This window comes from Citrobacter sp. Cpo061 (genome assembly GCF_030332845.1).
GTDB classification, from domain to species: domain Bacteria; phylum Pseudomonadota; class Gammaproteobacteria; order Enterobacterales; family Enterobacteriaceae; genus Citrobacter; species Citrobacter portucalensis.
In genome coordinates this window covers 153,028-178,295 of record NZ_JAOWHB010000037.1, presented here as the reverse complement: position 1 = coordinate 178,295, position 25,268 = coordinate 153,028, and the positions used below count along the sequence as shown (strand labels likewise).

The window sequence follows — 25,268 nt, the reverse complement described above, 5'->3', positions numbered from 1 at the left end:
ATGGCTATACTGGAAATCTGCTGTTACAGCATGGAGTGCGCGCGCACGGCGCAGCAAAACGGCGCGGATCGTATTGAACTATGCTCGGCACCCAAAGAAGGGGGCTTAACGCCGTCACTGGGCGTCTTGCGTTCCGTTCGCCAGCACATTTCGATTCCCGTCAATCCCATTATTCGCCCACGTGGAGGCGACTTTTGCTACACCGAAGGTGAATTTGCTGCAATGCTGGATGATATTGTGATGGTCAGGGAGCTGGGATTCTCAGGGCTGGTGACCGGCATTTTAGATGTGGATGGCAATGTCGATATGCCGCGCATGGAGAAAATAATGATTGCCGCCGGTTCGCTGCAAGTCACTTTTCACCGGGCCTTTGATATGTGTGCTAACCCACTCAATGCGCTTAAAAAATTAGCTGATTTGGGCATTGCCAGAGTACTCACTTCAGGGCAAAAATCAGATGCGGCGCAAGATTTAACAAAAATAATGGAACTTATTGCGCAGCCCGGTGCTCCAATCATTATGGCCGGAGCGGGGGTTCGCGCCTCGAATTTGTCCCTGTTCCTTGATGCTGGAGTGCAGGAAGTCCACAGTTCTGCCGGAGTATGGCTGGCTTCACCAATGCGTTATCGCAATTCGGGGTTGTCGATGTCTTCGGATGCGCAGGCGGATGAGTATTCGCGCTATGCGGTAGACGGGACGGCGGTTGCTGAAATGAAAGCAATCATTGCACACCATCAGGCCAGCTGATTTTTACCGTTGCATCATGTCGCCCAATATGATGCTTGCTCGTACCAGGCCCCTGCAATTTCAACAGGGGCCTTTTTTTCTCCTTCATATTTCAAGTCGCAGCAGCGTTGGCCGCCTCGCGCACCCCGGTCACGTAGTTATCTACGCTCCCGGGGATTTGCTGCGTTGCCGCCTTGCTGCAACTTGAACTATTTTGGAGAAACGGCGCTATACGTAACGGTCATTCGGCAATCTATTACGGCTTACGCGCAATCAATACCGCACGTAATGGGGCGGGGTAGCCTTCCACCGTTTTGCTGTGGTCGTTAGGGTCGAGGAAGTCGGCCAGCGACTCGGTTACCATCCACTCGGTGCGGCGCTGCTCTTCGGTGGTGGTGACGCAGACATCGGCGATGCGCACATCAACAAAACCGCATTTTTCCAGCCAGTTTTTTAGCGCCAACGCAGATGGAATAAAGTAGACGTTACGCATCTGCGCGTAACGATCGCCCGGCACCAGTACGGTATTTTCATCACCTTCGACGACCAGCGTTTCCAGCACCAGCTCGCCATCTTTAACCAACTGATCCTTTAATTGCCACAGATGTTCCAGCGGCGATCGGCGGTGATAAAGCACGCCCATGGAGAACACAGTGTCAAAGGCGTTTAGCGCTGGAAGTTGCTCAATACCCAGCGGCAGCAGGTGAGCACGCTGGTCATTGCCCAGCAGTTTACGTACCGCCTCAAACTGGCACAGAAACAGTTGCGTAGGATCGATCCCAACCGCCAGATGCGCTCCAGCGCCAATCATGCGCCACATGTGATAGCCACTGCCACAGCCAACATCAAGAATGGTACGGCCGGTGAGATCAGACAAGTGCGGCAGAACGCGATCCCACTTCCAGTCGGAACGCCATTCGGTATCGATGTTGACGCCGTACAGCGAGTACGGTCCTTTACGCCATGGCATCAGGTTACGCATCAGGGTGTCGATGCGTTTAAGCTGGCCTTCGCTGAGCGGTTCTTTACTTTCTGCGGTAACGCTGTGTAGTAAGTCCAGACGATGCGGCGTCAGCTCGGGCAGAAACTCGACGGCGTTTGACCATTGTTTAAATAAACCATGCTGATCGCGCTGCCAGGCAGCGATTTGCGCCGGAAGCGTTTCCAGCCAATGGGACAGATGATTTTTGGCAATCAACTGATAAAAGTTACCAAAATCGATCATGCGCCAACCTCAGCTTTCAACGCCACCAGAGAGCCAAAATTGAAGCACTGGAACCACAATTCGCTGTGCTCAAAGCCAGCCTGATGCAGTCGCGCTTTGTGCGTTTCTACCGAGTCGGTCAGCATCACGTTTTCCAGCATGCTGCGTTTCTGACTAATTTCCAGTTCGCTGTAGCCATTGGCCCGTTTGAAGTCGTGGTGCATGTTGAACAGCAGCTCGCCAACGTTAGCGTCTTCGAAACTGAATTTTTCAGACAGCACCAGCGCGCCGCCGGGATTCAACCCTTGATAAATCTTATCCAACAATGCCTGGCGCTCAGGTGGCTCAAGGAATTGCAGGGTAAAATTCAGCACCACCATCGAGGCGTTTTCGATAGTAATGTTGCGAATATCGCCTTCGACAACCTCAACCGGGGTCGGTGCCTTATAGGCGTCAATATGACGACGGCAGCGCTCAACCATCGCCGGGGAGTTATCGACGGCAATAATTTTGCAATTCTCGTGATGAATATTGCGACGCACCGAGAGCGTCGCCGCGCCCAGAGAACAGCCCAGATCGTAGACCTGCGTGTTGGGTTGTACGAAACGTTCGGCCAGCATGCCAATCATAGAAATGATATTGGAATAGCCAGGAACGGAACGCTGGATCATATCCGGGAAGACTTCAGCTACCCGTTCATCAAAGGTCCAGTCACCCAGACTGGCGATAGGCGCAGAAAAAAGCGTGTCGCGGTGAGACATAACGTAAAAATCCGGGAAAAATAAAGTGGCGTATTGTGCGCTAATGCAGGGAGAAAACCAACTCCCAGGGCATATACCAAAGATTCGCCAGCACCATTAGCAACAGCGAACACCAGGTTGCGCTCATGCCTGAACGGCGCCAGCGGAAGAGCCGGTGGTGGAATCCGTAATAATGCATCAGCCGTCCGGCAATCAACATCAGCCCGCAAATATGCACCATCCACGTCTCTGCGCCGTTCATTTCCATAAATAACAGCAGCACTAACGCGACGGGAATATATTCCACCGCATTACCGTGAATACGGATAGCGCTTTGCAGTTCACTAAAACCTCCATCGCCATAGGCAACGCGATATTGCATGCGCAGGCGAACGACGTCAAAGGAGAACTTTATTAACAATAACGCACCCAATACGGCATAAAGCGCGCTTACCATACAAACTCCCTTTACTCGTCATACTTCAAGTTGCATGCGCGGTGGCTGTACTCGCTCCCCTCAGTCACTTACTAATGTAAGCTCCTGAGGATTCTCTCCCTTGCCATCTTCCTGCAACTCGAATTATTTAGAGTACGGTTGGGTTGATGGCACTGACTATGATAGGTGGCATTTTCAGAAAAGAGAAGATTGCTGTGGAATAGAGGGTGCTGATCCGATCTCTGGCAGGGCGCTGCGTAAATCTGCCCATAGCGTATCAACAAGCTCCGGGGCCTGCGCGATGTCCGGCGTATGCAAAAACAGATACGGCGTCGTGGTGCGTTGCCATAGCGACAGCTTGGTCAGCCAGACGGCAAAAAGCTCGCTGTTTTGTGCCATATTATCGCTACCGATAAAGCGTACCATCGGATGGTTTGCCGTCACTACCGCATGCACCGGAACCTTCGGTTTCTTGCGCTGGGCGTCGCGTATTGCTTCAGTATGCGGGATTGCGGCATGCACCGGGCGGCTGTCCAGAATCACCCGGTTTACTCCACGCTCGTGTAAACCGCGATTAAATAGCTGCTCGGCTTCGCCTTTGGCAAAGAAGTCTGGATGGCGAACTTCCACACCGTAGGTAAAGGAATTCGGGAGCATATCGAGAAACTGCCACAGGGCAGGCAGATCGCGTGGGCCAAAAGTCGCGGGTAATTGCAGCCAGTATTGCCCAATGCGCGCTTCCAGCGGCGACATGCGTGTAAAAAATTCCTGTACAAGGTCATCACAATTACGCAGCGCAGCCTGATGCGAAATGGTCGCCGGAAATTTAAAACAAAATCGAAACGCATCGGTGGTCTGTGCCTGCCAGCGGGCAACAATATCGGATTTAGGCAGCGCATACAGCGTGGTATTGCCCTCCACGCAGTTAAAGTGGCGGGCATACTCTTCAAGGCTGGTGATCCCCAGACGCACCCATTTTGGATGCGACCACTGGGGTAAACCGATATAAATCATAGCGCTTGCAGAATCTCCTCCACGCTGCGAACGCGCGCAATGCGCGGGAAAATGTGGGTCATGCTGGCCTGGTGTTGCTCAGCACTGGCGGCGCTACAGGCATCCTCTGCAATGATAAGACTGAAACCCAGCTCCCACGCATTTCGCGCCGTTGACTCCACGCCAATGTTTGTGGAAATGCCGCACAGGACGATGGTATCGATGCCCCGACGACGCAGCTGTAGCTCCAGATCGGTGCCGTAGAACGCGCCCCACTGGCGCTTGGTGACTTCGAGATCGCTGGCGCATTTCCCCAGAGCTGCCGGGTAATCCCACCAGTTTTCAGGCAACGCTTTAGCCGGAGTTTGCGCATCAACCGGTTGTTTCAGCGCTTCGGCGTAATCGTCAGACCAGCCGACGCGCACCATTACCACCGGGGAACCGTGGGCACGGAATTTTTCCGCCAACTGCGCGGCGCGGGTAACCACATCATGTGCCGTATGAGGGCCGCCAGCGAAAGGCAGGATCCCTTCCTGTAAATCAATTACGACAAGGACGGTTGTTTTAGCGTTCAATTCCAGCATGGTCACTCCAGTAATAAAAGAATTCCGTTACACCTTAATCGCGAATCAGTGTGAAAGGGGCGACAATTTTTGTTATTTTTTGTGAGATTACGCAATGCCCGTCGAGGAAACAGGCGTACAGTCAGTACCGGACTTATCGTGCGGCAGAATTTCCAGTATAATAGCCGCCTTTTTTCATTCAGTTGTGACATTCAGCTAAAGCTGCGACTTCGTCATCTGCGAGGCAGGTGACAATCCGCCTGCGGCAAAGTTAAGGGATATCTCATGCGTACAGAATATTGCGGACAGCTACGTCTGTCCCACGAGGGGCAGCAGGTGACTCTGTGTGGTTGGGTCAACCGTCGTCGTGATCTTGGTAGCCTGATCTTTATCGATATGCGCGACCGCGAAGGTATCGTGCAGGTATTTTTCGATCCGGACCGTGCGGACGCGTTAAAGCTGGCCTCCGAACTGCGTAATGAGTTCTGCATCCAGGTTACGGGCACCGTGCGTGCGCGTGACGCGAAAAACGTCAACGCCGATATGGCGACGGGCGAAATTGAAGTGCTGGCTTCCGATCTGACTATCATCAACCGTTCAGACTCGCTGCCGTTGGACTCTAACCACGTCAACACCGAAGAAGCGCGACTGAAGTATCGCTATTTAGATCTGCGTCGCCCTGAAATGGCGCAGCGCCTGAAAACGCGTGCCAAAATCACCAGCCTGGTGCGTCGTTTTATGGACGACCACGGCTTCCTCGACATCGAAACACCGATGCTGACCAAAGCGACGCCGGAAGGCGCGCGCGATTACCTGGTACCTTCTCGCGTACATAAAGGTAAATTCTACGCGCTGCCGCAATCACCTCAGTTGTTTAAACAGCTGCTGATGATGTCTGGCTTTGACCGCTACTATCAGATCGTAAAATGCTTCCGTGATGAAGACTTACGTGCTGACCGTCAGCCTGAATTTACCCAGATCGACGTTGAGACTTCCTTCATGACCGCACCGCAGGTGCGTGAAGTGATGGAAGCGCTGGTGCGTAACCTGTGGCTGGAAGTGAAAGGTGTCGATCTGGGTGATTTCCCGATCATGACCTTTGCCGAAGCTGAGCGTCGTTACGGTTCCGATAAACCAGACCTGCGTAACCCGATGGAGCTGGTTGACGTTGCCGATCTGGTGAAAGACGTTGAGTTCACAGTGTTCTCTGGTCCGGCAAACGATGCGAAAGGCCGCGTAGCTGCTCTGCGTGTACCGGGTGGTGCTGCACTGAGCCGTAAGCAGATCGATGATTACGGTAACTTTATCAAGATTTACGGCGCGAAAGGCCTGGCTTACATCAAAGTCACCGAACGTGCGAAAGGTCTGGAAGGTATTACCAGCCCAGTTGCTAAGTTCCTGAACGCAGAAATTGTGGAAGCGATTCTGGCACGTACCGGTGCGCAAGACGGCGACATGATTTTCTTCGGTGCCGACAACAAGAAAGTGGTTGCCGACGCGATGGGCGCGCTGCGTCTGAAACTGGGTAAAGACCTGAACATCACCGACGAAGCCAAATGGGCACCGCTGTGGGTTATCGACTTCCCAATGTTCGAAGACGATGGTGAAGGCGGCCTGACCGCAATGCACCACCCGTTCACCGCGCCGAAAGATATGACGGCCGCTGAGCTGAAAGCAGCGCCGGAAGACGCGGTTGCCAACGCGTACGATATGGTCATCAACGGCTACGAAGTAGGCGGAGGTTCCGTGCGTATTCACAACGGCGACATGCAGCAAACCGTATTCGGTATTCTGGGCATTAATGAGCAAGAACAGCGTGAGAAATTCGGCTTCCTGCTGGATGCGCTAAAATATGGTACACCGCCGCATGCGGGCCTGGCGTTTGGTCTGGACCGTCTGACTATGCTGTTGACCGGTACTGACAACATTCGTGACGTTATTGCTTTCCCGAAAACCACGGCTGCAGCGTGTCTGATGACTGAAGCGCCAAGCTTTGCCAACGCAGCTGCGCTGGCGGAACTGAGCATTCAGGTTGTTAAGAAGGCCGAGAATAACTGATATGACATATAAACAGCCTGTCTCGGTGTTAGTCGTGATTTATGCAAAGGACACCGGGAGAGTGCTGATGTTACAGCGACGCGACGATCCTGATTTCTGGCAGTCGGTCACCGGCAGCCTTGAAGAAGGTGAAACCGCGTCGCAAGCCGCTATGCGCGAAGTAAAGGAAGAGGTCGCCATTGATGTTGCATCTGAGCAACTGACCTTAATTGACTGTCAGCGCACGGTGGAGTTTGAGATTTTTAGCCATTTACGTCATCGCTATGCACCGGGAATTGAACGTAATACTGAATCCTGGTTTTGCCTGGCACTTCCCTCAGAACGAGAGATCGTGTTCACCGAACATCTGACCTATCGTTGGGTTAATGCGGTTGAAGCCGCCCAATTAACCAAGTCGTGGAGTAACCGGCAGGCGATTGAAGAGTTTGTAATTAACGTCGCCTGAAAAGGCGCGCTTTTTGGAGATATTATTTATGGCAGGTCATAGTAAATGGGCCAACACCAGACACCGTAAAGCAGCGCAGGATGCTAAACGCGGTAAAATTTTCACCAAAATAATTCGTGAGCTGGTGACGGCGGCTAAACTGGGCGGCGGCGATCCGGATGCTAACCCGCGTCTGCGTGCAGCGGTTGATAAGGCGCTGGCTAACAACATGACCCGTGACACCCTGAACCGTGCAATTGCGCGCGGTGTGGGTGGTGATGAAGATTCCAACATGGAAACCATCATCTATGAAGGTTACGGTCCTGGCGGTACAGCCGTTATGATTGAATGTCTGTCTGACAACCGTAACCGTACCGTTGCGGAAGTGCGTCATGCGTTCACGAAAACGGGTGGTAACCTCGGTACCGACGGTTCCGTGGCTTATCTGTTCAGCAAAAAAGGCGTGATCTCCTTTGAACAGGGCGACGAAGACGCCATCATGGAAGCGGCGCTGGAAGCAGGTGCTGAAGACGTTGTGACCTTTGACGACGGCGCAATTGACGTTTACACCGCGTGGGAAGAGATGGGCAAAGTGCGTGACGCGCTGGAAGCGGCTGGTCTGAAAGCGGACGCAGCTGAAGTGTCTATGATCCCATCCACCAAAGCGGATATGGATGCAGAAACGGCGCCGAAGCTGATGCGTCTGATCGATATGCTGGAAGACTGCGACGACGTGCAGGAAGTTTACCACAACGGTGAAATCTCCGATGAGGTTGCTGCCACCTTAGAATGATGTGGTTAAGCCATAAAATAACAGGAGATGCGTGATGTCTATTATTCTCGGCATTGACCCGGGGTCTCGCATCACCGGTTATGGCGTTATTCGTCAGGTCGGCAGGCAGCTGACCTACCTCGGCAGCGGCTGCATTCGCACCAAAGTCGACGATCTCCCGTCACGTCTGAAGTTGATTTACGCGGGCGTGACGGAAATCATCACCCAGTTTCAGCCGGACTATTTTGCCATTGAGCAGGTTTTTATGGCGAAGAACGCCGACTCGGCGCTAAAGCTGGGACAGGCTCGCGGCGTGGCAATCGTTGCGGCGACCAATCAGGATCTACCGGTCTTTGAATACGCGGCCCGCCAGGTAAAACAGACCGTGGTGGGGATCGGTAGCGCGGAAAAAAGCCAGGTCCAGCATATGGTACGCACGCTGCTAAAACTCCCGGCGAATCCGCAAGCAGATGCCGCGGATGCACTAGCGATTGCCATTACCCACTGCCATGTCAGTCAGAACGCCATGCAAATGAGCGAGTCGAGGCTGAATTTGGCGCGAGGTCGGTTACGTTAGTGACAAATGAGGCTGGATATCTATCCAGCCTTTTTTTATGATAGCGCATTACCTTTTAGCCCTTAACGCAGGAGCGTCACGTGATAGGCAGACTCAGAGGCATCATTATTGAAAAACAACCCCCGTTGGTCCTTCTGGAAACGGGCGGGGTAGGCTATGAAGTGCATATGCCGATGACCTGTTTCTACGAGTTGCCGGAAGCCGGGCAAGAAGCGATTATTTTCACCCATTTTGTGGTGCGAGAAGATGCTCAGCTATTGTATGGCTTTAACAACAAGCAAGAGCGCACGCTGTTTAAAGAGTTAATCAAAACCAATGGCGTGGGGCCGAAGCTGGCGCTGGCGATCCTCTCCGGTATGTCTGCTCAGCAGTTCGTTAATGCCGTAGAGCGCGAAGAGCTGGGCGCGCTGGTGAAATTACCGGGTATTGGTAAGAAAACCGCAGAACGCCTGATTGTAGAAATGAAAGACCGCTTTAAAGGTTTGCATGGTGATCTCTTTACACCTGCAACGGATCTGGTCCTGACGTCTCCGGCAAGCCCGACAACGGACGACGCCGAGCAGGAAGCGGTTGCTGCGCTGGTGGCGTTGGGCTATAAACCACAGGAAGCCAGCCGCATGGTGAGCAAAATTGCCCGCCCTGATGCCAGCAGTGAAACCCTGATTCGTGAAGCGCTTCGCGCGGCATTGTGAGGTAACGGATGATTGAAGCAGATCGCCTGATTTCGGCTGTCAGCACTACCCCTGAAGATCTGGTGGATCGTGCGATTCGCCCAAAATTGCTGGAAGAGTATATTGGCCAGCCTCAGGTTCGTTCGCAAATGGAGATTTTTATCCAGGCGGCGAAGCTGCGCGGTGATGCTCTCGATCACCTGCTGATTTTCGGTCCTCCTGGTCTTGGTAAAACTACGCTTGCCAATATTGTCGCCAATGAAATGGGCGTTAATCTGCGCACCACGTCTGGTCCGGTACTGGAAAAAGCGGGTGATCTGGCGGCAATGCTTACCAACCTTGAACCCCACGATGTGCTGTTTATCGATGAAATTCATCGTCTGTCACCGGTGGTGGAAGAGGTGCTGTATCCGGCGATGGAAGATTATCAACTGGATATCATGATTGGTGAAGGGCCGGCTGCCCGTTCGATTAAGATCGATCTGCCGCCGTTCACGCTAATCGGGGCGACGACGCGCGCCGGGTCGTTAACGTCTCCGCTGCGTGACCGTTTTGGTATTGTGCAGCGCCTGGAGTTCTATCAGGTGGCAGACCTGCAGCACATTGTTGGGCGTAGCGCACGCTTTATGGGCCTGGAAATGAGCGATGAAGGCGCGCTGGAAGTGGCACGCCGCGCCCGCGGTACGCCGCGTATCGCCAACCGTTTATTACGCCGGGTACGCGATTTCGCTGAAGTGAAGCATGACGGCACGATTTCGGCTGATATTGCCGCCCAGGCGCTGGATATGCTCAATGTGGATGCGGAAGGATTCGATTATATGGACCGTAAGCTGCTGCTGGCGGTTATCGATAAATTCTTTGGCGGACCGGTAGGACTGGATAACCTGGCAGCGGCGATTGGGGAAGAGCGTGAAACCATTGAGGACGTGCTGGAGCCGTATCTGATTCAGCAAGGTTTTCTACAACGTACGCCGCGTGGACGTATGGCAACCGTGCGCGCCTGGAACCATTTTGGCATTACACCGCCACAGATGCCTTAATGCCTGATGTCGCGACGCTCATCAGGCCTGGGCGATTTTGTAGGCCCGGTAAGCGCAGCGCCACCGGGCAACGCATGCTTAGCTCGCTTGCTTTTTCATCATGCTGAAAATAAACAGCAGCGCGGCGCACAGCACCACGGAAGGACCTGCCGGGGTGTCATAGAAGGCCGAGAAGGTCAGCCCGCCTGTAACCGCTATCATTCCCACTCCAACGGCAACCCCTGCCATCTGCTCCGGCGTACGGGCAAAGCGACGGGCGGTCGCCGCAGGGATGATAAGCAGTGAGGTGATAATCAGCGCCCCGACAAACTTCATCGCCACGCCAATCGTTAACGCCGTAACCAGCATCAGCAGCAGCTTCACGCGTTGCAGCTTCACGCCATCGACAAATGCCAGATCCGGACTGATGGTCATCGACAGCAGGTTACGCCACTGCCAGAACAGAATCGCCAGAACAATAACCACGCCGATGGCGATGGAGATAAGATCTTCTGGCGTCACGGCGAGCAAATCACCAAACAGGTAAGCCATCAGATCCACACGGATGTTGGACATCAGGCTAACGACAACCAACCCCAATGACAGCGCACTGTGGGCCATAATGCCCAGTAAGGTATCGATCGCGAGGTGAGGGCGCTTCTCCAGCCATACCAGACCGCCAGCCAGCAACAAAGTGACGGCGATGACCGCATAGAAGGGGTTTACATCCAACAGCAGGCCGAAGGCGACGCCCAGCAGCGAAGCGTGAGCCAGCGTATCACCGAAGTAAGACATTCGACGCCAGACCACAAACGAGCCGAGTGGGCCAGCGGCACAGGCCAGCATGATCCCGGCTAACCAACCGGGTAATAACAATTCAATCATGAGTGACCATTTCCCCGGCGTAAGACGATACGACCCTGTAAATCGTGGCGGTGATTATGATTATGACGGTAAATTCCGAGTTGTTCGGCACCGCGTTGCCCGAACATTGAGATGAATTCCGGGTGCATGGAAACCACTTCCGGCGCGCCAGAACAACAAATATGATGGTTCAGACACAGTACTTCATCGGTTTTTGCCATCACCAGATGCAGGTCATGGGAAACCATCAGTACGGCGCAATCCAGTTCACGTCGCAACTGGTCGATAAGATCGTACAGTGCAACCTGCCCATTGACATCCACACCCTGGGTTGGCTCATCAAGTACCAGTAGCTGAGGTTTATTCAATAAAGCACGGGCCAACAGGACGCGTTGCGTTTCTCCGCCGGAGAGTTTTTGCATCGGCGCATTCATCAGATGTCCGGCCTGAACGCGTTTCAGTGCCGGGAGGATATCCTCTTTTTTGGTGCCGGGACGTAAACGCATAAACCGGCTTACCGTCAGCGGAAGCGTAGTATCGAGGTACAGTTTTTGCGGCACATAGCCGATCCGCAATTGACCATTACGCTTGATAACTCCCTCATCAGCCGCTACCAGGCCTAATACAACGCGCACCAGCGTAGATTTCCCGGCACCGTTTGGGCCGAGTAGCGTTAATATTTTACCGGGTCGAAGTTCAAGCGAAACGTCAGAGAGGACGCGGCGTTGACCATAAGAGACCGAGACATTTTCCAGTGAAACCAAAGTCGTCATATCAATTTTAGTCTTGCAGAAGTTATAGAATGTTATAATATCACATTTCTTACATTCATTACGATGATTGGTCGCATTATGTTACATAAAAATACGCTTCTTTTCGCAGCATTATCCGCTGCTCTTTGGGGTAGTGCAACACAGGCAGCAAATGCCGCTGTGGTGGCCTCGCTCAAGCCGCTGGGGTTTATTGCTTCAGCCATTGCAGACGGGGTAACAGACACTGAGGTTCTCCTGCCTGACGGGGCTTCCGAACACGATTACTCATTGCGTCCATCAGACGTAAAACGCTTACAGGGCGCGGACTTAGTCGTTTGGATCGGACCTGAGATGGAAGCGTTTATGGAAAAATCAGTCAAGAATATTCCTAACGCGAAACAGGTAACGATTGCGCAGCTCAATGACGTGAAACCGTTACTCATGAAAGGTGCGGATGACGACGACGACGATCATGGACACAATGATGCTGGCAGTGAAAAAAGTGACGAGCATCACCATCACGGCGATTACAACATGCATCTTTGGCTTTCCCCAGAGATAGCGCGGGCCTCAGCGGTTGCAATCCATGAAAAATTAGTGGAACTTATGCCGCAAAGTCGAGCCAAACTTGACGCCAACCTGAAGGATTTTGAGGCACAATTAGCCGCAACCGATAAGCAGGTAGGTAACGAGCTCGCACCGCTCAAGGGAAAAGGTTATTTCGTTTTTCATGACGCCTATGGCTACTACGAAAAACACTACGGACTAACACCGCTTGGTCACTTTACCGTGAACCCTGAGATTCAACCTGGTGCGCAGCGTTTACATGAAATAAGAACACAGTTGGTTGAGCAAAAAGCAACCTGCGTTTTTGCTGAGCCACAGTTCAGGCCAGCGGTCGTTGAAGCCGTCGCGAGAGGGACATCCGTTCGAATGGGAACGTTGGATCCGCTCGGAACGAATATCAAACTGGGTAAAACAAGCTATTCAGCGTTTTTGAACCAATTAGCCAACCAGTATGCGAGCTGCCTGAAAGGAGATTAATGAGGAAGTGAATACGTGCAACAGATAGCCCGCTCTGTCGCTCTGGCATTTAATAATCTGCCGCGACCCCATCGCGTTATGCTGGGGTCGCTTACCGTACTGACATTGGCCGTCGCCGTCTGGCGGCCTTATGTTTACCATCCCGATTCTGCACCCATCGTTAAAACTATCGAGCTGGAAAAAAGCGAGATTCGTTCACTGTTGCCTGAGGCCAGTGAACCTATCGATCAGGCCGCGCAGGAAGACGAAGCCATTCCGCAGGATGAACTGGATGACAAAACGTCTGGTGAAGCCGGCGTGCATGAGTATGTCGTCTCCACAGGCGATACGCTGAGCAGTATTCTGAATCAGTACGGCATCGATATGGGCGACATCAGTCAGCTCGCTGCTTCCGATAAAGAACTGCGCAATCTGAAAATTGGTCAGCAGTTATCCTGGACCTTAAGCGCGGAAGGTGACCTGCAGCGTCTGACCTGGGAAGTGTCCCGCCGTGAAACCCGCACTTACGATCGCACTGCGACAGGTTTCAAAATGAGCAGTGAAATGCAGCAGGGCGATTGGGTTAACAGCCGTATCAAAGGCACGGTGGGCGGAAGCTTCGTCGCCAGCGCCAAAGAGGCCGGACTGACCAGCTCTGAAATCAGCGCGGTGATTAAGGCCATGCAGTGGCAGATGGATTTCCGCAAACTGAAAAAAGGCGATGAGTTCTCAGTGCTGATGTCTCGCGAAATGCTGGACGGTAAGCGCGAGCAAAGCCAGTTGCTGGGCGTGCGTTTACGTTCTGAAGGCAAAGACTATTACGCCATCCGTGCTGAAGACGGTAAGTTCTATGACCGTAACGGTACCGGGCTGGCGAAAGGCTTCATGCGTTTCCCGACGGCGAAACAGTTCCGCATCTCCTCGAACTTTAACCCGCGTCGCCTGAATCCGGTGACTGGACGCGTAGCGCCGCACAAAGGTGTCGACTTTGCGATGCCGCAGGGGACGCCAGTACTGTCGGTAGGCGATGGTGAAGTGGTCGTAGCGAAGCGTAGCGGCGCTGCCGGATACTATGTTGCGGTTCGTCATGGTCGTACCTACACCACCCGTTATATGCACCTGCGTAAGCTGTTGGTGAAACCAGGTCAAAAAGTGAAACGTGGCGATCGTATCGCGCTGTCAGGTAACACCGGGCGTTCAACAGGTCCGCATCTGCACTACGAAGTGTGGATCAACCAGCAGGCCGTGAACCCTCTGACGGCGAAACTGCCGCGTACAGAAGGTCTGACCGGCTCGGATCGCACCGATTATCTGGCGCAGGTGAAAGAAGTTATGCCTCAGCTACGTTTTGATTAATTAGCACACTGATAAAGCCGGTACGCGATGCGTGCCGGCTTTTTTATTTTGTACGGCGCATCGTGCGCCGCTACACTATCAGCAGATCTACTTTTTGCCGCACCAGACACTGGAAGAGCATGGAAACGAAAAAAAAGAATATTGAGTATATCCCTGAGTTTGATAAATCATTTCGCTATCCGCGCTACTGGGGCGCCTGGCTGGGTGTAGCGGCGATAGCTGGGATTGCGTTAACGCCGGCGTCATTTCGCGATCCTATTCTGGCAAAGCTCGGACGGATGGTTGGACGCTTGGGAAAAAGCTCACGTCGCAGAGCGCTGATCAATTTATCCCTTTGTTTTCCTGAACGCAGCGAAGCTGAGCGCGAAGCCATTGTTGATGAGATGTTCGCGACCGCCCCTCAGGCGATGGTCATGATGGCGGAACTCGCCCTGCGAGGGCCGGAGAAAATTCAGAATCGGGTTGACTGGCAGGGCCTTGAAATCATCGAAGAGATGCGCCGCAACGATGAAAAAGTGATTTTTCTCGTTCCTCATGGCTGGGGCGTAGATATCCCGGCGATGCTGATGGCTTCCCAGGGACAGAAAATGGCAGCAATGTTCCACAATCAGGGAAACCCGGTATTTGATTACGTCTGGAACACGGTACGCCGTCGTTTCGGAGGTCGATTACATGCGCGTAATGATGGCATCAAACCGTTTATTCAGTCTGTACGTCAGGGATATTGGGGATATTACTTGCCGGATCAGGACCATGGGCCTGAGCACAGTGAGTTTGTCGATTTTTTTGCTACCTATAAAGCAACGTTACCGGCAATTGGTCGCTTGATGAAGGTTTGCCACGCGCGTGTAGTGCCGCTGTTTCCGGTGTATGACGGTAAAACTCACCGCCTGACGATTAAGGTCCGTCCTCCGATGGATGACATCCTGACAGCAGATGACCACACCATTGCCAGACGAATGAACGAAGAGGTGGAAATTTTTGTCACGCCTCATGTCGAACAATATACCTGGATACTGAAACTGCTTAAGACGCGTAAACCCGGCGAGATTGAGCCCTATAAGCGCAAAGATCTTTATCCGAAGAAATAAAAAAAAGCCTCTCAAACGAGAGGCTTTTTTACATCAAACGCTGGCGTTACTCGACGGTCAGGATACGCGTGGTGTTAGTTGAGCCAATAGTGCTCATCACATCGCCCTGTGTCACGATCACCAGATCGCCGGAAACCAGATAGCCTTTATCACGCAGCAGGTTCACTGCTTCATTGGCGGCAACGACGCCATCTGTTTCGCTGTCAAAGTGAACCGGGGTGACACCGCGATACAGAGAGGTCAGATTCAGCGTACGTTCATGACGAGACATCGCGAAAATTGGCAGACCGGAACTGATACGAGAAGTCATCAGCGCAGTACGACCGGACTCCGTCATAGCAATGATAGCAGTGACCCCTTTAAGGTGGTTAGCAGCGTACATCGCTGACATCGCAATCGCTTCTTCAACGTTATCAAACTGCACGTCCAGGCGGTGTTTAGAGACGTTGATGCTTGGGATCTTCTCTGCACCCAGGCAAACGCGCGCCATTGCCGCGACGGTTTCCGCCGGGTACTGACCTGCTGCTGTTTCGGCAGAGAGCATCACGGCATCGGTGCCGTCGAGGACGGCGTTAGCCACGTCCATCACTTCCGCACGAGTCGGCATTGGGTTGGTGATCATCGACTCCATCATCTGTGTGGCGGTGATGACCGCACGGTTCAGCTGACGCGCACGACGAATCAACGCTTTCTGAATACCTACCAGCTCAGGGTCACCGATTTCAACACCCAGGTCGCCACGGGCTACCATCACTACGTCAGAAGCGAGGATGATGTCATCCATCGCATTCTGGTCGCAGACGGCTTCTGCACGTTCTACCTTGGCGACAATTTTCGCATCGCAACCGGCGTCGCGCGCCAGACGGCGGGCATAGTTTAGATCTTCGCCGCAACGCGGGAAGGAGACAGCCAAATAGTCAACGCTGATTTGCGCTGCGGTAATGATGTCGGCTTTGTCTTTTTCGGTCAGGGCTTCAGCAGAGAGACCGCCGCCCAGTTTGTTGATGCCCTTGTTATTGGACAGCGGGCCACCGACAGTGACTTCGGTGAAGACTTTCATGCCCTGAACTTCCAGCACTTTAAGCTGTACGCGCCCGTCGTCGAGCAGCAGGATATCGCCAGGCACGACGTCTGCAGGAAGTCCCTTATAATCAATGCCGACTTTTTCTTTGTCGCCTTCGCCTTTACCGAGGTTGGCGTCTAACAGGAACTTGTCGCCAACATTAAGAAAAACTTTACCTTCTTTAAAGGTAGATACGCGGATTTTAGGTCCCTGCAGGTCACCCAAAATAGCTACATGACGTCCCAGTTTTGCGGCAATTTCACGGACCTTATCCGCCCGCAGTTTGTGATCTTCTGGAGAGCCGTGGGAAAAGTTCATACGTACGACGTTCGCACCCGCGGCGATAATCTTCTCAAGGTTGTTATCGCGGTCAGTTGCCGGGCCTAACGTGGTAACGATTTTGGTTCTGCGAAGCCTTCTGGACATGTAATACTCCGTTGACTGAAACAACTAGGTGTTGCGTGAACATTAATCCGGCCGTTCTCAAACATTAACGGTAAAATGAACGACCCGGATGATAAAAGGGTAGAACATTGTTATTGCTTTTAGCTGTCATCACTCTTGATGAGTAATTCTTTATCAAAACGCGATTCCTTGAGCGCTTCCTTGACACGCTTCAAGTTATCTCTAAATTTTGCCCCTCGGCGCAAAGTAAATCCTGTAGCCAGCACATCTATCACGGTCAGTTGAGCAAGTCGAGAGACCATGGGCATATAAATGTCAGTATCTTCCGGTACATCGAGGGTAATAGCCAGCGTGGCTTCACGCGCCAGTGGCGTGCCGGGAGAGGTGAGGGCGATAACCATAGCGTCGTTTTCCCTTGCTAACTGCGCCAGTTCAACCAGACTTTTGGTTCTTCCGGTATGAGAAATAAGCACAATGACGTCGTCGTCGCTACAATTCATACAACTCATCCGTTGCAGGACAATGTCGTCGGAATAGATTACCGGTACGTTAAAGCGGAAAAATTTGTTCATCGCGTCGTGTGCGACCGCGGCGGAAGAACCTAAACCAAAGAAGGCGATTTTCTTCGCCTGGGTTAACAAATCTACCGCCCGGTTTACCGCCGCGTTATCCAGCGACTGACGAACGTGGTCAAGGCTTGCCATCGCCGATTCGAAGATTTTCCCCGTATAAGATTCTACGCTGTCATCCTCATCCACATTGCGATTAACATAAGGGGTACCATTTGCCAGACTTTGTGCCAGATGCAGTTTAAAATCAGGGAAGCCGCGCGTATCCATGCTACGACAGAAACGGTTCACCGTCGGTTCGCTGACGTTGGCTTCTACAGCAAGCGTAGCGATGCTTGAGTGAATTGCCCGCTCGGGAGAGGCAAGAATAATGTCGGCGACTTTACGCTCTGACTTGCTCAAATGTTCCAGTTTTAACTGGATTTTTTCCAGCATATTCATGATGTAGGTAGACTCATGGGTCATGGGCAAAAACGATTTCAACGATAAGGAGAAATCGAGCGGTAACTCTGGTAGATAGTACCCCTGCTAGTGCAGCAACGGGGCAAAATGGACAAAATAGTTGTTGTTTTTTTTCATTACATGATCGGAGTCGGATTTTCATACTTCTTCATGGGTACGAAAAAGACGACTTTTTTATCCATTTTGATGGGTTATACGCCAATAAAGCGGCTGTTCGCGGTAACAGCACGGCTGGATAAGCGTTTACGGTTTCCGGATTCACGTAAAAGCAGTACAGTGCACTGTAATAAAATTACAACCAGTGTCTGGCAAAAGCACCAGGCACTTAATTGAGGAGAATGACATGGCGGTAACGCAAACAGCCCAGGCATGTGATCTGGTCATTTTCGGCGCGAAGGGCGACCTGGCGCGACGGAAATTGCTGCCTTCCCTGTATCAACTGGAAAAGGCCGGCCAGATTAACCCGGATACCCGCATCATTGGGGTTGGGCGTGCCGACTGGGACAAAGCAGCCTATACCAAGGTTGTGCGCGAAGCGCTCGAAACCTTCATGAAAGAAAAAATTGATGAAAGGTTGTGGGAAACCCTCAGCGGTCGTCTTGAGTTTTGTAACCTGGACGTCAACGACACCGCCGCGTTTAAGCGTCTGGGCAAAATGCTGGATCAAAAATCGCGTACCACCATCAACTATTTCGCAATGCCGCCAAGCACCTTTGGCGCGATCTGCAAAGGTCTGGGTGAAGCAAAGCTGAATGCTAAGCCTGCCCGCGTGGTGATGGAAAAACCGCTGGGCACGTCACTGGCAACATCCCGTGAAATCAACGATCAGGTTGGCGAGTATTTCGAAGAGTGCCAGGTTTACCGCATCGACCACTATCTCGGCAAAGAGACGGTACTGAACCTGTTGGCACTGCGTTTTGCCAACTCCCTGTTTGTGAATAACTGGGATAACCGCACTATCGACCACGTAGAAATTACCGTGGCGGAAGAAGTGGGCATTGAAGGGCGCTGGGGCTACTTTGACCAGGCCGGTCAAATGCGCGACATGATCCAGAACCACCTGCTGCAGATCCTGTGCATGATCGCGATGTCTCCGCCGTCCGATCTGAGCGCAGACAGCATCCGTGATGAAAAAGTGAAAGTACTGAAATCACTGCGTCGTATCGATCGTTCGAACGTACGTGAAAAGACAGTTCGTGGTCAGTACACCGCCGGTTTTGCCCAGGGCAAAAAAGTTCCGGGATACCTGGAAGAAGAAGGCGCGAACAAGAGCAGCAACACGGAAACGTTTGTGGCGATCCGTGTGGATATCGATAACTGGCGCTGGGCGGGCGTACCGTTCTACCTGCGTACCGGTAAGCGTTTACCGACCAAGTGCTCTGAAGTGGTGGTTTACTTCAAAACGCCTGAGCTGAATCTGTTCAGAGAGTCCTGGCAGGATCTACCGCAGAACAAGCTGACCATCCGTTTGCAGCCTGATGAAGGTGTCGATATCCAGGTACTGAACAAAGTGCCGGGTCTGGATCACAAGCATAATCTGCAAATTACCAAGCTTGATCTGAGCTATTCAGAAACCTTCAACCAGACGCACCTTGCCGACGCCTACGAGCGCCTGCTGCTTGAAACGATGCGCGGCATTCAGGCGCTGTTTGTGCGCCGTGATGAAGTTGAAGAAGCATGGAAGTGGGTCGACTCCATTACCGAAGCCTGGGCGATGGACAACGACGCGCCGAAGCCGTATCAGGCAGGCACCTGGGGACCGGTTGCTTCTGTGGCCATGATCACCCGTGATGGTCGTTCCTGGAACGAATTCGAGTAAAATATCATCTAGCCCATAGGTGTTATTTTACCGGTAACATGATCTAACACAGATTGTAGAATAATTTTTGCACTTTTAAGCTCCGCGTGGATTCACCCGCGGGGCTTTTTTTATTACACTGCCTGAAACGATTTTGCCCCTGAGCTACGGCTAACAAGCGATTCAGCTGCTTTTAACCCAACTGAAACACATTGTTGATCCAACGCTCTGACAGATAAATTTTAGGAGCCTCTATGAATCCGAATTTGTTACGCGTAACAAAACGTATTGTCGAACGTTCTCGCGACACGCGTTCCGCCTACCTTGCCCGTATTGAACAAGCGAAATCGACTACCGTTCATCGTTCACAGCTGGCGTGCGGTAACCTGGCGCATGGTTTTGCTGCCTGCCAGCCGGATGACAAGGCCTCGCTGAAAAGCATGCTGCGTAACAATATCGCGATCATTACCTCCTATAACGACATGCTTTCCGCGCATCAGCCGTACGAACATTATCCGGACATCATTCGTAAAGCGCTGCATGAAGCCAATGCGGTAGGCCAGGTCGCTGGCGGTGTTCCTGCGATGTGCGACGGTGTGACCCAGGGACAGGATGGGATGGAGCTTTCGTTGCTGAGTCGCGAAGTGATTGCGATGTCGGCTGCTGTCGGCCTCTCACACAATATGTTCGACGGCGCGTTATTCCTTGGCGTGTGCGACAAAATTGTCCCGGGTCTGGTGATGGCGGCACTGTCATTTGGTCATCTGCCTTCGATCTTTATTCCCTCCGGCCCGATGGCGAGCGGTCTGGCGAACAAAGAAAAAGTGCGTATCCGTCAGCTGTATGCTGAAGGCAAAGTCGATCGCATGGCGCTGCTTGAATCCGAAGCGGCGTCTTATCACGCACCGGGGACCTGTACGTTCTATGGCACGGCAAACACCAACCAGATGGTGGTGGAGTTTATGGGGATGCAACTGCCAGGGTCCTCATTCGTACACCCGGATGCCCCGCTGCGCGAAGCGTTGACCGCCGCGGCTGCTCGTCAGGTAACGCGTCTGACCGGCAACGGCAATGAATGGATGCCGATCGGTAAAATGATCGATGAAAAAGTAGTGGTGAACGGTATTGTCGCGCTGCTGGCGACCGGGGGGTCAACCAACCATACAATGCACCTGGTTGCGATGGCGCGCGCAGCCGGGATTCTGATTAACTGGGACGACTTCTCCGATCTGTCCGATATCGTGCCGTTGATGGCGCGTCTGTATCCGAATGGTCCGGCAGATATTAACCACTTCCAGGCAGCGGGTGGCGTGCCGGTGTTAATGCGCGAACTGCTGAACGCGGGTCTGCTGCATGAAGATGTGAACACCGTTGCCGGGTTTGGTTTATCGCGTTACACCATGGAACCCTGGCTCAACGATGGTGAGCTGGACTGGCGTGAAGGGGCGGCGAAGTCGCTGGACAGCAATGTGATTGCTACCATCGATCAGCCATTCTCCCACCACGGCGGTACCAAAGTACTGAGCGGTAACCTCGGACGTGCTGTGATGAAAACGTCGGCGGTTCCGGTAGAAAATCAGGTAATTGAAGCGCCCGCGGTTGTTTTTGAAAGTCAGCATGATGTGTTACCGGCCTTCGATGCGGGTCTGCTTGATCGGGATTGCGTGGTGGTTGTGCGCCATCAGGGACCAAAAGCGAACGGAATGCCAGAATTACATAAACTCATGCCGCCACTTGGTGTATTATTGGACCGTTGTTTCAAAATTGCGTTAGTTACAGATGGACGACTTTCAGGTGCTTCAGGTAAAGTGCCTTCAGCAATCCATGTAACCCCGGAAGCCTATGATGGCGGGTTGCTGGCAAAAGTACGCGATGGCGACATCATTCGTGTGAATGGACAGACAGGTGAATTGACGCTGCTGGTTGATGAAGAGGAACTTGCCTCTCGTCAGCCTCACATTCCTGACCTCAGCGCATCGCGCGTGGGTACAGGCCGTGAAATGTTCAGCGCGTTGCGTGAAAAGCTGTCCGGTGCGGAGCAGGGCGCAACCTGTATCACTTTTTAAGACTTATTTTGTAATCAGGCGAGAGAAAACTCTGATGAAAAACTGGAAGACAAGTGCAGAAGCAATCCTGACCACTGGCCCGGTTGTACCGGTTATTGTGGTTAATAAACTGGAACACGCGGTGCCGATGGCAAAAGCGCTGGTTGCAGGGGGCGTGCGCGTTCTGGAAGTGACCTTACGTACCGCATGTGCGATGGATGCCATTCGCGCGATCGCCAAAGAAGTTCCAGACGCTATCGTTGGCGCGGGTACCGTACTGAACCCACAACAGCTGGCTGAAGTGACCGAAGCCGGTGCGCAGTTTGCTATCAGCCCGGGCCTGACCGAGCCGCTGCTGAAGGCTGCAACCGAAGGCACTATTCCGCTGATCCCTGGTATCAGCACCGTTTCTGAACTGATGCTGGGTATGGACTACGGTTTGAAAGAATTCAAATTCTTCCCGGCGGAAGCGAACGGTGGTACTAAAGCACTGCAGGCGATTGCGGGTCCGTTCTCTCAGGTGCGTTTCTGCCCAACCGGCGGTATCTCTCCGGCGAACTACCGTGACTACCTGGCACTGAAAAGCGTGCTGTGCATCGGTGGTTCCTGGCTGGTTCCGGCGGATGCGCTGGAAGCGGGTGATTACGATCGTATTACCAAGCTGGCTCGTGAAGCAGTAGAAGGCGCGAAGCAGTAAGCCGTTAATGCGTAAACCGTAGGTCGGATACGGCATCAATGCTTTATCCGGCCTACGGGTCTGGTTTTTATCCTGCAACTTTCACCTGTGCGGCTGCGTCTTTCGCGCGTATCACCGCATCTTCAATGTTCTGTGCTGTGGCCAGCACAACGCCCAGACGACGGCTTCCGTCGATTTCCGGCTTGCCAAAGAAACGCACTTGCATACCCGCACCTACAGCGGCTTGCACGTTATCAAATGTGATATTCTTGCTGGTAAGTTGCGGCAGAATAACGGCGGAAGCAGAAGGCCCATACTGGCGGATTTCGCCAACGGGCAGACCGAGAAATGCACGTACGTGCAGGGCAAACTCAGACAGATCCTGCGAAATTAAGGTCACCATACCCGTGTCGTGAGGGCGAGGGGAGACTTCGCTGAAAATCACCTCATCACCGCAGACAAACAGCTCCACGCCAAACAGTCCGTGACCGCCCAGCGCCAGTACCACCTTGCGGGCAATCTCCTGCGCGCGCGCAAGCGCCAGGTCACTCATCTGCTGCGGCTGCCAGGACTCGCGATAATCGCCATCTTCCTGGCGATGACCTACCGGCGCGCAGAAATGCACACCATCAACGGCGCTGACGGTTAGCAGGGTGATTTCAAAATCAAAATTCACTACGCCTTCGACGATAACGCGTCCGGCGCCTGCCCGGCCTCCCTGTTGAGCATAGTTCCACGCCTCGGTGAGCTGATCGGCTGAACGGATAAAGCTCTGCCCCTTGCCGGAAGAACTCATTACCGGCTTCACAATGCAGGGATAGCCGATTTCGGCAACGGCTTCACGAAATCGTGTTTCGGTGTCTGCAAAACGGAAAGATGATGTGGGTAAAGACAATTCTTCGGCGGCGAGGCGACGGATTCCTTCCCGGTTCATGGTCAGTTGGGTCGCTCGTGCGCAAGGCACAACGTGTTGACCTTCCTGTTCCAGTTTGATCAGCATATCCGTGGCAATCGCCTCTATTTCCGGCACGATGTAATGTGGTTTTTCACGTTCGACAAGCTGGCGTAATGCCTCGCCATCCAGCATGTTAATTACGTAGGAGCGATGGGCAACGTGCATGGCTGGCGCGTCGGGGTAACGATCCACGGCAATGACTTCCACACCCAGGCGTTGGCATTCAATCGCCACTTCTTTACCCAGTTCACCTGAACCTAATAACATCACTCGCGTTGCTGCGGGACGCAGCGCTGTGCCTAATAACGTCATAAATTAATCCCCTGTTTTATCTGGGCGCAGTATATACGAAAACGTTTGCGTCTGTCTTTATTACCAGGTTGATTTCAGGGCTTAAAAAGAATATACTGTACATAAATACAGGTAATTTAAGAGGCTGCAAAAATGGCGGTTGAAGTTAAATACGTAGTCATTCGGGAAGGTGAGGAAAAAATGTCGTTTACCAGCAAAAAGGAAGCCGATGCGTATGACAAAATGCTGGATACAGCAGATCTGCTCGACACATGGCTGGAGCAATCGCCGGTAGCGCTCGAAGACGAGCAGCGTGAAGCGCTTTCCCTGTGGCTGGCTGAGCAAAAAGATGTGCTGAGCGCCATTCTGAAAAACGGCAAGCTGCCTTCGCCACAGGCTGTCGAAAACGATGCACATACTGAGGATGATACTCAGGCTGCCTGAAACGACTTGCGCTCCTGACGTTTTGTACCATGCTTTTCCCTGAATCATTGTGCAATCCCTGACGTAATTTCACGTTGCCGCAGGCAACCTGAAGGATGAAGGGGAGATTAAGGAGAAAAGAATGTATAAAAAAAGAGCGTTATTGAGCCTGCTGTTATTGTCTGCCAGCGTATCGGTATTTGCGGCAAATATGGAAAGCAAGAATGTTCAGTTCCCCAAGTGCGAAGGACTGGATGCTGACGGTATTGCGGCAAGCGTGAAACGTGACTATCAGCAAAATCGCATCGCGCGCTGGGCTGACGATCAAAAACTCGTCGGGCAAGCCGACCCTGTCGCCTGGGTCAACACGCCCGATATTACGGGCAAAGACGGGAAATGGTCAGTTCCCCTGACGGTTCGCGGTAAAAGCGCGGATATTCACTATCAGGTAAAAGTCGACTGCAAAGCCGGAACGGCGGAATATCAGCCGCAGTAACTCAGGTATTTGCACATCTTTTGATGACCTGAACACTTCCTGACATCCCCTCGGGTACGCTTTGATGATTATTCGTCTGTACTTGAGGGGCAAAATGGCTAATTGGCTGAATCAACTACAATCTCTTCTTGGGCAAAAAGGATCCTCCACGTCATCTTCTGGCGAGCAAGGGCTGAGTAAACTTCTGGTTCCAGGCGCGTTAGGCGGTCTGGCAGGATTACTGGTTGCCAACAAATCTTCACGTAAATTACTGAGTAAATACGGCACCAGCGCGCTTCTGGTGGGCGGCGGCGCGGTTGCCGGTACCGTATTATGGAACAAATACAAAGATAAAGTTCGCGCTGCGCATCAGGATGAGCCGCAGTTCGGCGTACAAAGCTCACCGCTGGATGAGCGAACCGAGCGTCTGATCCTGGCGCTGGTTTTTGCGGCGAAAAGCGACGGTCATATTGATGCTAAAGAACGAGCGGCCATTGAGCAGCAGCTTCGTGAAGCGGGCGTGGAAGAGCAGGGCCGCGTTCTGATTGAAAGAGCCATTGAACAACCGTTAGATCCCCAGCGCCTGGCGCAAGGGATCCGCAACGAAGAAGAAGCGCTAGAAATTTACTTCCTGAGCTGTGCGGCGATTGATATCGACCACTTTATGGAGCGTAGCTATCTCAATGCGCTGGGCGATGCGTTGAAGATCCCGCAGGATGTTCGTGAAGGTATTGAACAGGATCTCAAAGAACAAAAACAGGCTTTACCGGGTTAATTACTTACCGCTAAGGTGCATGTTTCGCTTGCATCATTGCTGTCTTTTGCCACCCTTATAGG

General features: G+C 52.7%; 26 protein-coding genes. 16 read left to right on the top strand and 10 right to left on the bottom strand.

Annotated features, from left to right (window positions below):
• A complete protein-coding gene (cutC, locus tag OGX97_RS10160; protein ID WP_279850683.1) occupies positions 1 to 747 on the top strand; it encodes a copper homeostasis protein CutC in 747 nt (248 codons plus the stop codon).
• A gap of 235 nt (positions 748 to 982) precedes the next feature.
• Here the strand turns inward: cutC and cmoB are convergent, their stop codons facing one another.
• The 5 genes from cmoB to OGX97_RS10135 all read right to left on the bottom strand — a co-directional run bounded on the left by cmoB (position 983) and on the right by OGX97_RS10135 (position 4,683).
• The gene (cmoB, locus tag OGX97_RS10155; protein WP_003833851.1) at positions 983 to 1,951 is read right to left on the bottom strand and encodes a tRNA 5-methoxyuridine(34)/uridine 5-oxyacetic acid(34) synthase CmoB; all 969 of its coding nucleotides are present in this window, start codon (positions 1,949 to 1,951) and stop codon (positions 983 to 985) included.
• Positions 1,948 to 2,691 carry a carboxy-S-adenosyl-L-methionine synthase CmoA gene (gene cmoA / locus OGX97_RS10150; protein WP_008785057.1) on the bottom strand — a complete coding sequence of 248 codons (744 nt, stop codon included), beginning with the start codon at positions 2,689 to 2,691 and terminating at the stop codon, positions 1,948 to 1,950. Before cmoA ends, cmoB begins: the two co-directional genes overlap by 4 nt.
• 40 nt (positions 2,692 to 2,731) lie before the next feature.
• Positions 2,732 to 3,127 carry an MAPEG family protein gene (locus OGX97_RS10145; protein ID WP_003833847.1) on the bottom strand — a complete coding sequence of 132 codons (396 nt, stop codon included), beginning with the start codon at positions 3,125 to 3,127 and terminating at the stop codon, positions 2,732 to 2,734.
• Between the two features lie 174 nt (positions 3,128 to 3,301).
• Complete coding sequence (locus OGX97_RS10140; RefSeq protein ID WP_057066831.1) at positions 3,302 to 4,120, bottom strand: DUF72 domain-containing protein; 819 nt, start codon at positions 4,118 to 4,120, stop codon at positions 3,302 to 3,304.
• Positions 4,117 to 4,683 (bottom strand): hydrolase, encoded by a 567-nt coding sequence (locus OGX97_RS10135; protein ID WP_267439090.1) that lies wholly within the window; start codon positions 4,681 to 4,683, stop codon positions 4,117 to 4,119. The genes OGX97_RS10140 and OGX97_RS10135 overlap by 4 nt, the downstream gene beginning before the upstream one ends.
• A 264-nt stretch (positions 4,684 to 4,947) precedes the next feature.
• Between OGX97_RS10135 and aspS the strand changes: the two genes are divergently transcribed.
• The 6 genes from aspS to ruvB all read left to right on the top strand — a co-directional run bounded on the left by aspS (position 4,948) and on the right by ruvB (position 10,204).
• On the top strand, positions 4,948 to 6,720 hold the full coding sequence (gene aspS, locus OGX97_RS10130) for an aspartate--tRNA ligase (protein WP_279850681.1): 1,773 nt from the start codon (positions 4,948 to 4,950) through the stop codon (positions 6,718 to 6,720).
• Between the two features lies 1 nt (position 6,721).
• Positions 6,722 to 7,165: a dihydroneopterin triphosphate diphosphatase gene (nudB, locus tag OGX97_RS10125; RefSeq protein WP_003034863.1), complete on the top strand. Its 444-nt coding sequence runs from the start codon at positions 6,722 to 6,724 to the stop codon at positions 7,163 to 7,165.
• A gap of 28 nt (positions 7,166 to 7,193) precedes the next feature.
• The gene (locus OGX97_RS10120; RefSeq protein ID WP_003833836.1) at positions 7,194 to 7,937 is read left to right on the top strand and encodes a YebC/PmpR family DNA-binding transcriptional regulator; all 744 of its coding nucleotides are present in this window, start codon (positions 7,194 to 7,196) and stop codon (positions 7,935 to 7,937) included.
• Between the two features lie 34 nt (positions 7,938 to 7,971).
• Positions 7,972 to 8,493 (top strand): crossover junction endodeoxyribonuclease RuvC, encoded by a 522-nt coding sequence (ruvC, locus tag OGX97_RS10115; protein WP_003034867.1) that lies wholly within the window; start codon positions 7,972 to 7,974, stop codon positions 8,491 to 8,493.
• Between the two features lie 80 nt (positions 8,494 to 8,573).
• The gene (ruvA, locus tag OGX97_RS10110) at positions 8,574 to 9,185 is read left to right on the top strand and encodes a Holliday junction branch migration protein RuvA (protein ID WP_279850680.1); all 612 of its coding nucleotides are present in this window, start codon (positions 8,574 to 8,576) and stop codon (positions 9,183 to 9,185) included.
• An 8-nt stretch (positions 9,186 to 9,193) separates the two neighbouring features.
• On the top strand, positions 9,194 to 10,204 hold the full coding sequence (gene ruvB, locus OGX97_RS10105; RefSeq protein ID WP_003034872.1) for a Holliday junction branch migration DNA helicase RuvB: 1,011 nt from the start codon (positions 9,194 to 9,196) through the stop codon (positions 10,202 to 10,204).
• A gap of 78 nt (positions 10,205 to 10,282) precedes the next feature.
• On the opposite strand, the gene znuB is transcribed toward ruvB, so the two are convergent.
• Both znuB and znuC read right to left on the bottom strand, forming a co-directional pair.
• Positions 10,283 to 11,068 (bottom strand): zinc ABC transporter permease subunit ZnuB, encoded by a 786-nt coding sequence (gene znuB / locus OGX97_RS10100; RefSeq protein WP_003034874.1) that lies wholly within the window; start codon positions 11,066 to 11,068, stop codon positions 10,283 to 10,285.
• Complete coding sequence (znuC, locus tag OGX97_RS10095; protein ID WP_003034877.1) at positions 11,065 to 11,820, bottom strand: zinc ABC transporter ATP-binding protein ZnuC; 756 nt, start codon at positions 11,818 to 11,820, stop codon at positions 11,065 to 11,067. Before znuC ends, znuB begins: the two co-directional genes overlap by 4 nt.
• Before the next feature lie 78 nt (positions 11,821 to 11,898).
• On the opposite strand from znuC, the gene znuA reads away from it, so the two are divergent.
• The 3 genes from znuA (at position 11,899) to lpxM (ending at position 15,269) form a co-directional block, all read left to right on the top strand.
• Entirely contained in the window at positions 11,899 to 12,843 is a 945-nt protein-coding gene (gene znuA, locus OGX97_RS10090) for a zinc ABC transporter substrate-binding protein ZnuA (protein WP_003844151.1), read from the top strand.
• 15 nt (positions 12,844 to 12,858) lie between these two features.
• A complete protein-coding gene (gene mepM / locus OGX97_RS10085; protein WP_003833825.1) occupies positions 12,859 to 14,178 on the top strand; it encodes a murein DD-endopeptidase MepM in 1,320 nt (439 codons plus the stop codon).
• Positions 14,179 to 14,297: 119 nt separating this feature from the next.
• Positions 14,298 to 15,269, top strand: a complete 972-nt coding sequence (gene lpxM, locus OGX97_RS10080) for a lauroyl-Kdo(2)-lipid IV(A) myristoyltransferase (RefSeq protein ID WP_020996628.1) — start codon at positions 14,298 to 14,300, stop codon at positions 15,267 to 15,269.
• A 46-nt stretch (positions 15,270 to 15,315) separates the two neighbouring features.
• Here the strand turns inward: lpxM and pyk are convergent, their stop codons facing one another.
• Together pyk and OGX97_RS10070 are read right to left on the bottom strand one after the other, a co-directional pair.
• Positions 15,316 to 16,758 (bottom strand): pyruvate kinase, encoded by a 1,443-nt coding sequence (gene pyk / locus OGX97_RS10075; RefSeq protein ID WP_003034890.1) that lies wholly within the window; start codon positions 16,756 to 16,758, stop codon positions 15,316 to 15,318.
• 119 nt (positions 16,759 to 16,877) lie between these two features.
• Positions 16,878 to 17,747: a MurR/RpiR family transcriptional regulator gene (locus OGX97_RS10070; RefSeq protein WP_125362639.1), complete on the bottom strand. Its 870-nt coding sequence runs from the start codon at positions 17,745 to 17,747 to the stop codon at positions 16,878 to 16,880.
• Positions 17,748 to 18,111: 364 nt separating this feature from the next.
• Here OGX97_RS10070 and zwf point away from each other — a divergent pair, with 364 nt between their 5' ends.
• From zwf to kdgA, 3 genes are all read left to right on the top strand, one after another.
• Complete coding sequence (zwf, locus tag OGX97_RS10065; RefSeq protein ID WP_048216177.1) at positions 18,112 to 19,587, top strand: glucose-6-phosphate dehydrogenase; 1,476 nt, start codon at positions 18,112 to 18,114, stop codon at positions 19,585 to 19,587.
• Positions 19,588 to 19,820: 233 nt separating this feature from the next.
• Entirely contained in the window at positions 19,821 to 21,632 is a 1,812-nt protein-coding gene (gene edd / locus OGX97_RS10060; protein ID WP_008785050.1) for a phosphogluconate dehydratase, read from the top strand.
• Positions 21,633 to 21,666: 34 nt separating this feature from the next.
• The gene (gene kdgA, locus OGX97_RS10055) at positions 21,667 to 22,308 is read left to right on the top strand and encodes a bifunctional 4-hydroxy-2-oxoglutarate aldolase/2-dehydro-3-deoxy-phosphogluconate aldolase (RefSeq protein ID WP_003034901.1); all 642 of its coding nucleotides are present in this window, start codon (positions 21,667 to 21,669) and stop codon (positions 22,306 to 22,308) included.
• 67 nt (positions 22,309 to 22,375) lie between these two features.
• Here the strand turns inward: kdgA and purT are convergent, their stop codons facing one another.
• Complete coding sequence (gene purT / locus OGX97_RS10050) at positions 22,376 to 23,554, bottom strand: formate-dependent phosphoribosylglycinamide formyltransferase (RefSeq protein ID WP_212025410.1); 1,179 nt, start codon at positions 23,552 to 23,554, stop codon at positions 22,376 to 22,378.
• Between the two features lie 132 nt (positions 23,555 to 23,686).
• On the opposite strand from purT, the gene yebG reads away from it, so the two are divergent.
• The 3 genes from yebG (at position 23,687) to OGX97_RS10035 (ending at position 25,206) form a co-directional block, all read left to right on the top strand.
• Entirely contained in the window at positions 23,687 to 23,977 is a 291-nt protein-coding gene (yebG, locus tag OGX97_RS10045) for a DNA damage-inducible protein YebG (protein WP_032943780.1), read from the top strand.
• A gap of 121 nt (positions 23,978 to 24,098) precedes the next feature.
• A complete protein-coding gene (gene yebF, locus OGX97_RS10040) occupies positions 24,099 to 24,452 on the top strand; it encodes a protein YebF (protein ID WP_020996626.1) in 354 nt (117 codons plus the stop codon).
• A gap of 94 nt (positions 24,453 to 24,546) precedes the next feature.
• On the top strand, positions 24,547 to 25,206 hold the full coding sequence (locus tag OGX97_RS10035; RefSeq protein WP_048235202.1) for a tellurite resistance TerB family protein: 660 nt from the start codon (positions 24,547 to 24,549) through the stop codon (positions 25,204 to 25,206).
• Positions 25,207 to 25,268: the final 62 nt, after the last annotated feature.

What these genes read in the sequence shown, in the direction of transcription:
- pyk (WP_003034890.1), bottom strand. Translation starts at nt 16,758, where the DNA reads ATGTCCAGAAGGCTTCGCAGAACCAAAATCGTTACCACGTTAGGCCCG.
- kdgA (WP_003034901.1), top strand. Translation starts at nt 21,667, where the DNA reads ATGAAAAACTGGAAGACAAGTGCAGAAGCAATCCTGACCACTGGCCCG.
- aspS (WP_279850681.1), top strand. Translation starts at nt 4,948, where the DNA reads ATGCGTACAGAATATTGCGGACAGCTACGTCTGTCCCACGAGGGGCAG.
- znuA (WP_003844151.1), top strand. Translation starts at nt 11,899, where the DNA reads ATGTTACATAAAAATACGCTTCTTTTCGCAGCATTATCCGCTGCTCTT.
- OGX97_RS10070 (WP_125362639.1), bottom strand. Translation starts at nt 17,747, where the DNA reads ATGAATATGCTGGAAAAAATCCAGTTAAAACTGGAACATTTGAGCAAG.
- ruvB (WP_003034872.1), top strand. Translation starts at nt 9,194, where the DNA reads ATGATTGAAGCAGATCGCCTGATTTCGGCTGTCAGCACTACCCCTGAA.
- cutC (WP_279850683.1), top strand. Translation starts at nt 1, where the DNA reads ATGGCTATACTGGAAATCTGCTGTTACAGCATGGAGTGCGCGCGCACG.
- OGX97_RS10135 (WP_267439090.1), bottom strand. Translation starts at nt 4,683, where the DNA reads ATGCTGGAATTGAACGCTAAAACAACCGTCCTTGTCGTAATTGATTTA.
- znuB (WP_003034874.1), bottom strand. Translation starts at nt 11,068, where the DNA reads ATGATTGAATTGTTATTACCCGGTTGGTTAGCCGGGATCATGCTGGCC.
- cmoB (WP_003833851.1), bottom strand. Translation starts at nt 1,951, where the DNA reads ATGATCGATTTTGGTAACTTTTATCAGTTGATTGCCAAAAATCATCTG.
- OGX97_RS10145 (WP_003833847.1), bottom strand. Translation starts at nt 3,127, where the DNA reads ATGGTAAGCGCGCTTTATGCCGTATTGGGTGCGTTATTGTTAATAAAG.
- OGX97_RS10120 (WP_003833836.1), top strand. Translation starts at nt 7,194, where the DNA reads ATGGCAGGTCATAGTAAATGGGCCAACACCAGACACCGTAAAGCAGCG.
- nudB (WP_003034863.1), top strand. Translation starts at nt 6,722, where the DNA reads ATGACATATAAACAGCCTGTCTCGGTGTTAGTCGTGATTTATGCAAAG.
- OGX97_RS10035 (WP_048235202.1), top strand. Translation starts at nt 24,547, where the DNA reads ATGGCTAATTGGCTGAATCAACTACAATCTCTTCTTGGGCAAAAAGGA.
- ruvC (WP_003034867.1), top strand. Translation starts at nt 7,972, where the DNA reads ATGTCTATTATTCTCGGCATTGACCCGGGGTCTCGCATCACCGGTTAT.
- zwf (WP_048216177.1), top strand. Translation starts at nt 18,112, where the DNA reads ATGGCGGTAACGCAAACAGCCCAGGCATGTGATCTGGTCATTTTCGGC.
- purT (WP_212025410.1), bottom strand. Translation starts at nt 23,554, where the DNA reads ATGACGTTATTAGGCACAGCGCTGCGTCCCGCAGCAACGCGAGTGATG.
- lpxM (WP_020996628.1), top strand. Translation starts at nt 14,298, where the DNA reads ATGGAAACGAAAAAAAAGAATATTGAGTATATCCCTGAGTTTGATAAA.
- yebF (WP_020996626.1), top strand. Translation starts at nt 24,099, where the DNA reads ATGTATAAAAAAAGAGCGTTATTGAGCCTGCTGTTATTGTCTGCCAGC.
- yebG (WP_032943780.1), top strand. Translation starts at nt 23,687, where the DNA reads ATGGCGGTTGAAGTTAAATACGTAGTCATTCGGGAAGGTGAGGAAAAA.
- cmoA (WP_008785057.1), bottom strand. Translation starts at nt 2,691, where the DNA reads ATGTCTCACCGCGACACGCTTTTTTCTGCGCCTATCGCCAGTCTGGGT.
- znuC (WP_003034877.1), bottom strand. Translation starts at nt 11,820, where the DNA reads ATGACGACTTTGGTTTCACTGGAAAATGTCTCGGTCTCTTATGGTCAA.
- edd (WP_008785050.1), top strand. Translation starts at nt 19,821, where the DNA reads ATGAATCCGAATTTGTTACGCGTAACAAAACGTATTGTCGAACGTTCT.
- OGX97_RS10140 (WP_057066831.1), bottom strand. Translation starts at nt 4,120, where the DNA reads ATGATTTATATCGGTTTACCCCAGTGGTCGCATCCAAAATGGGTGCGT.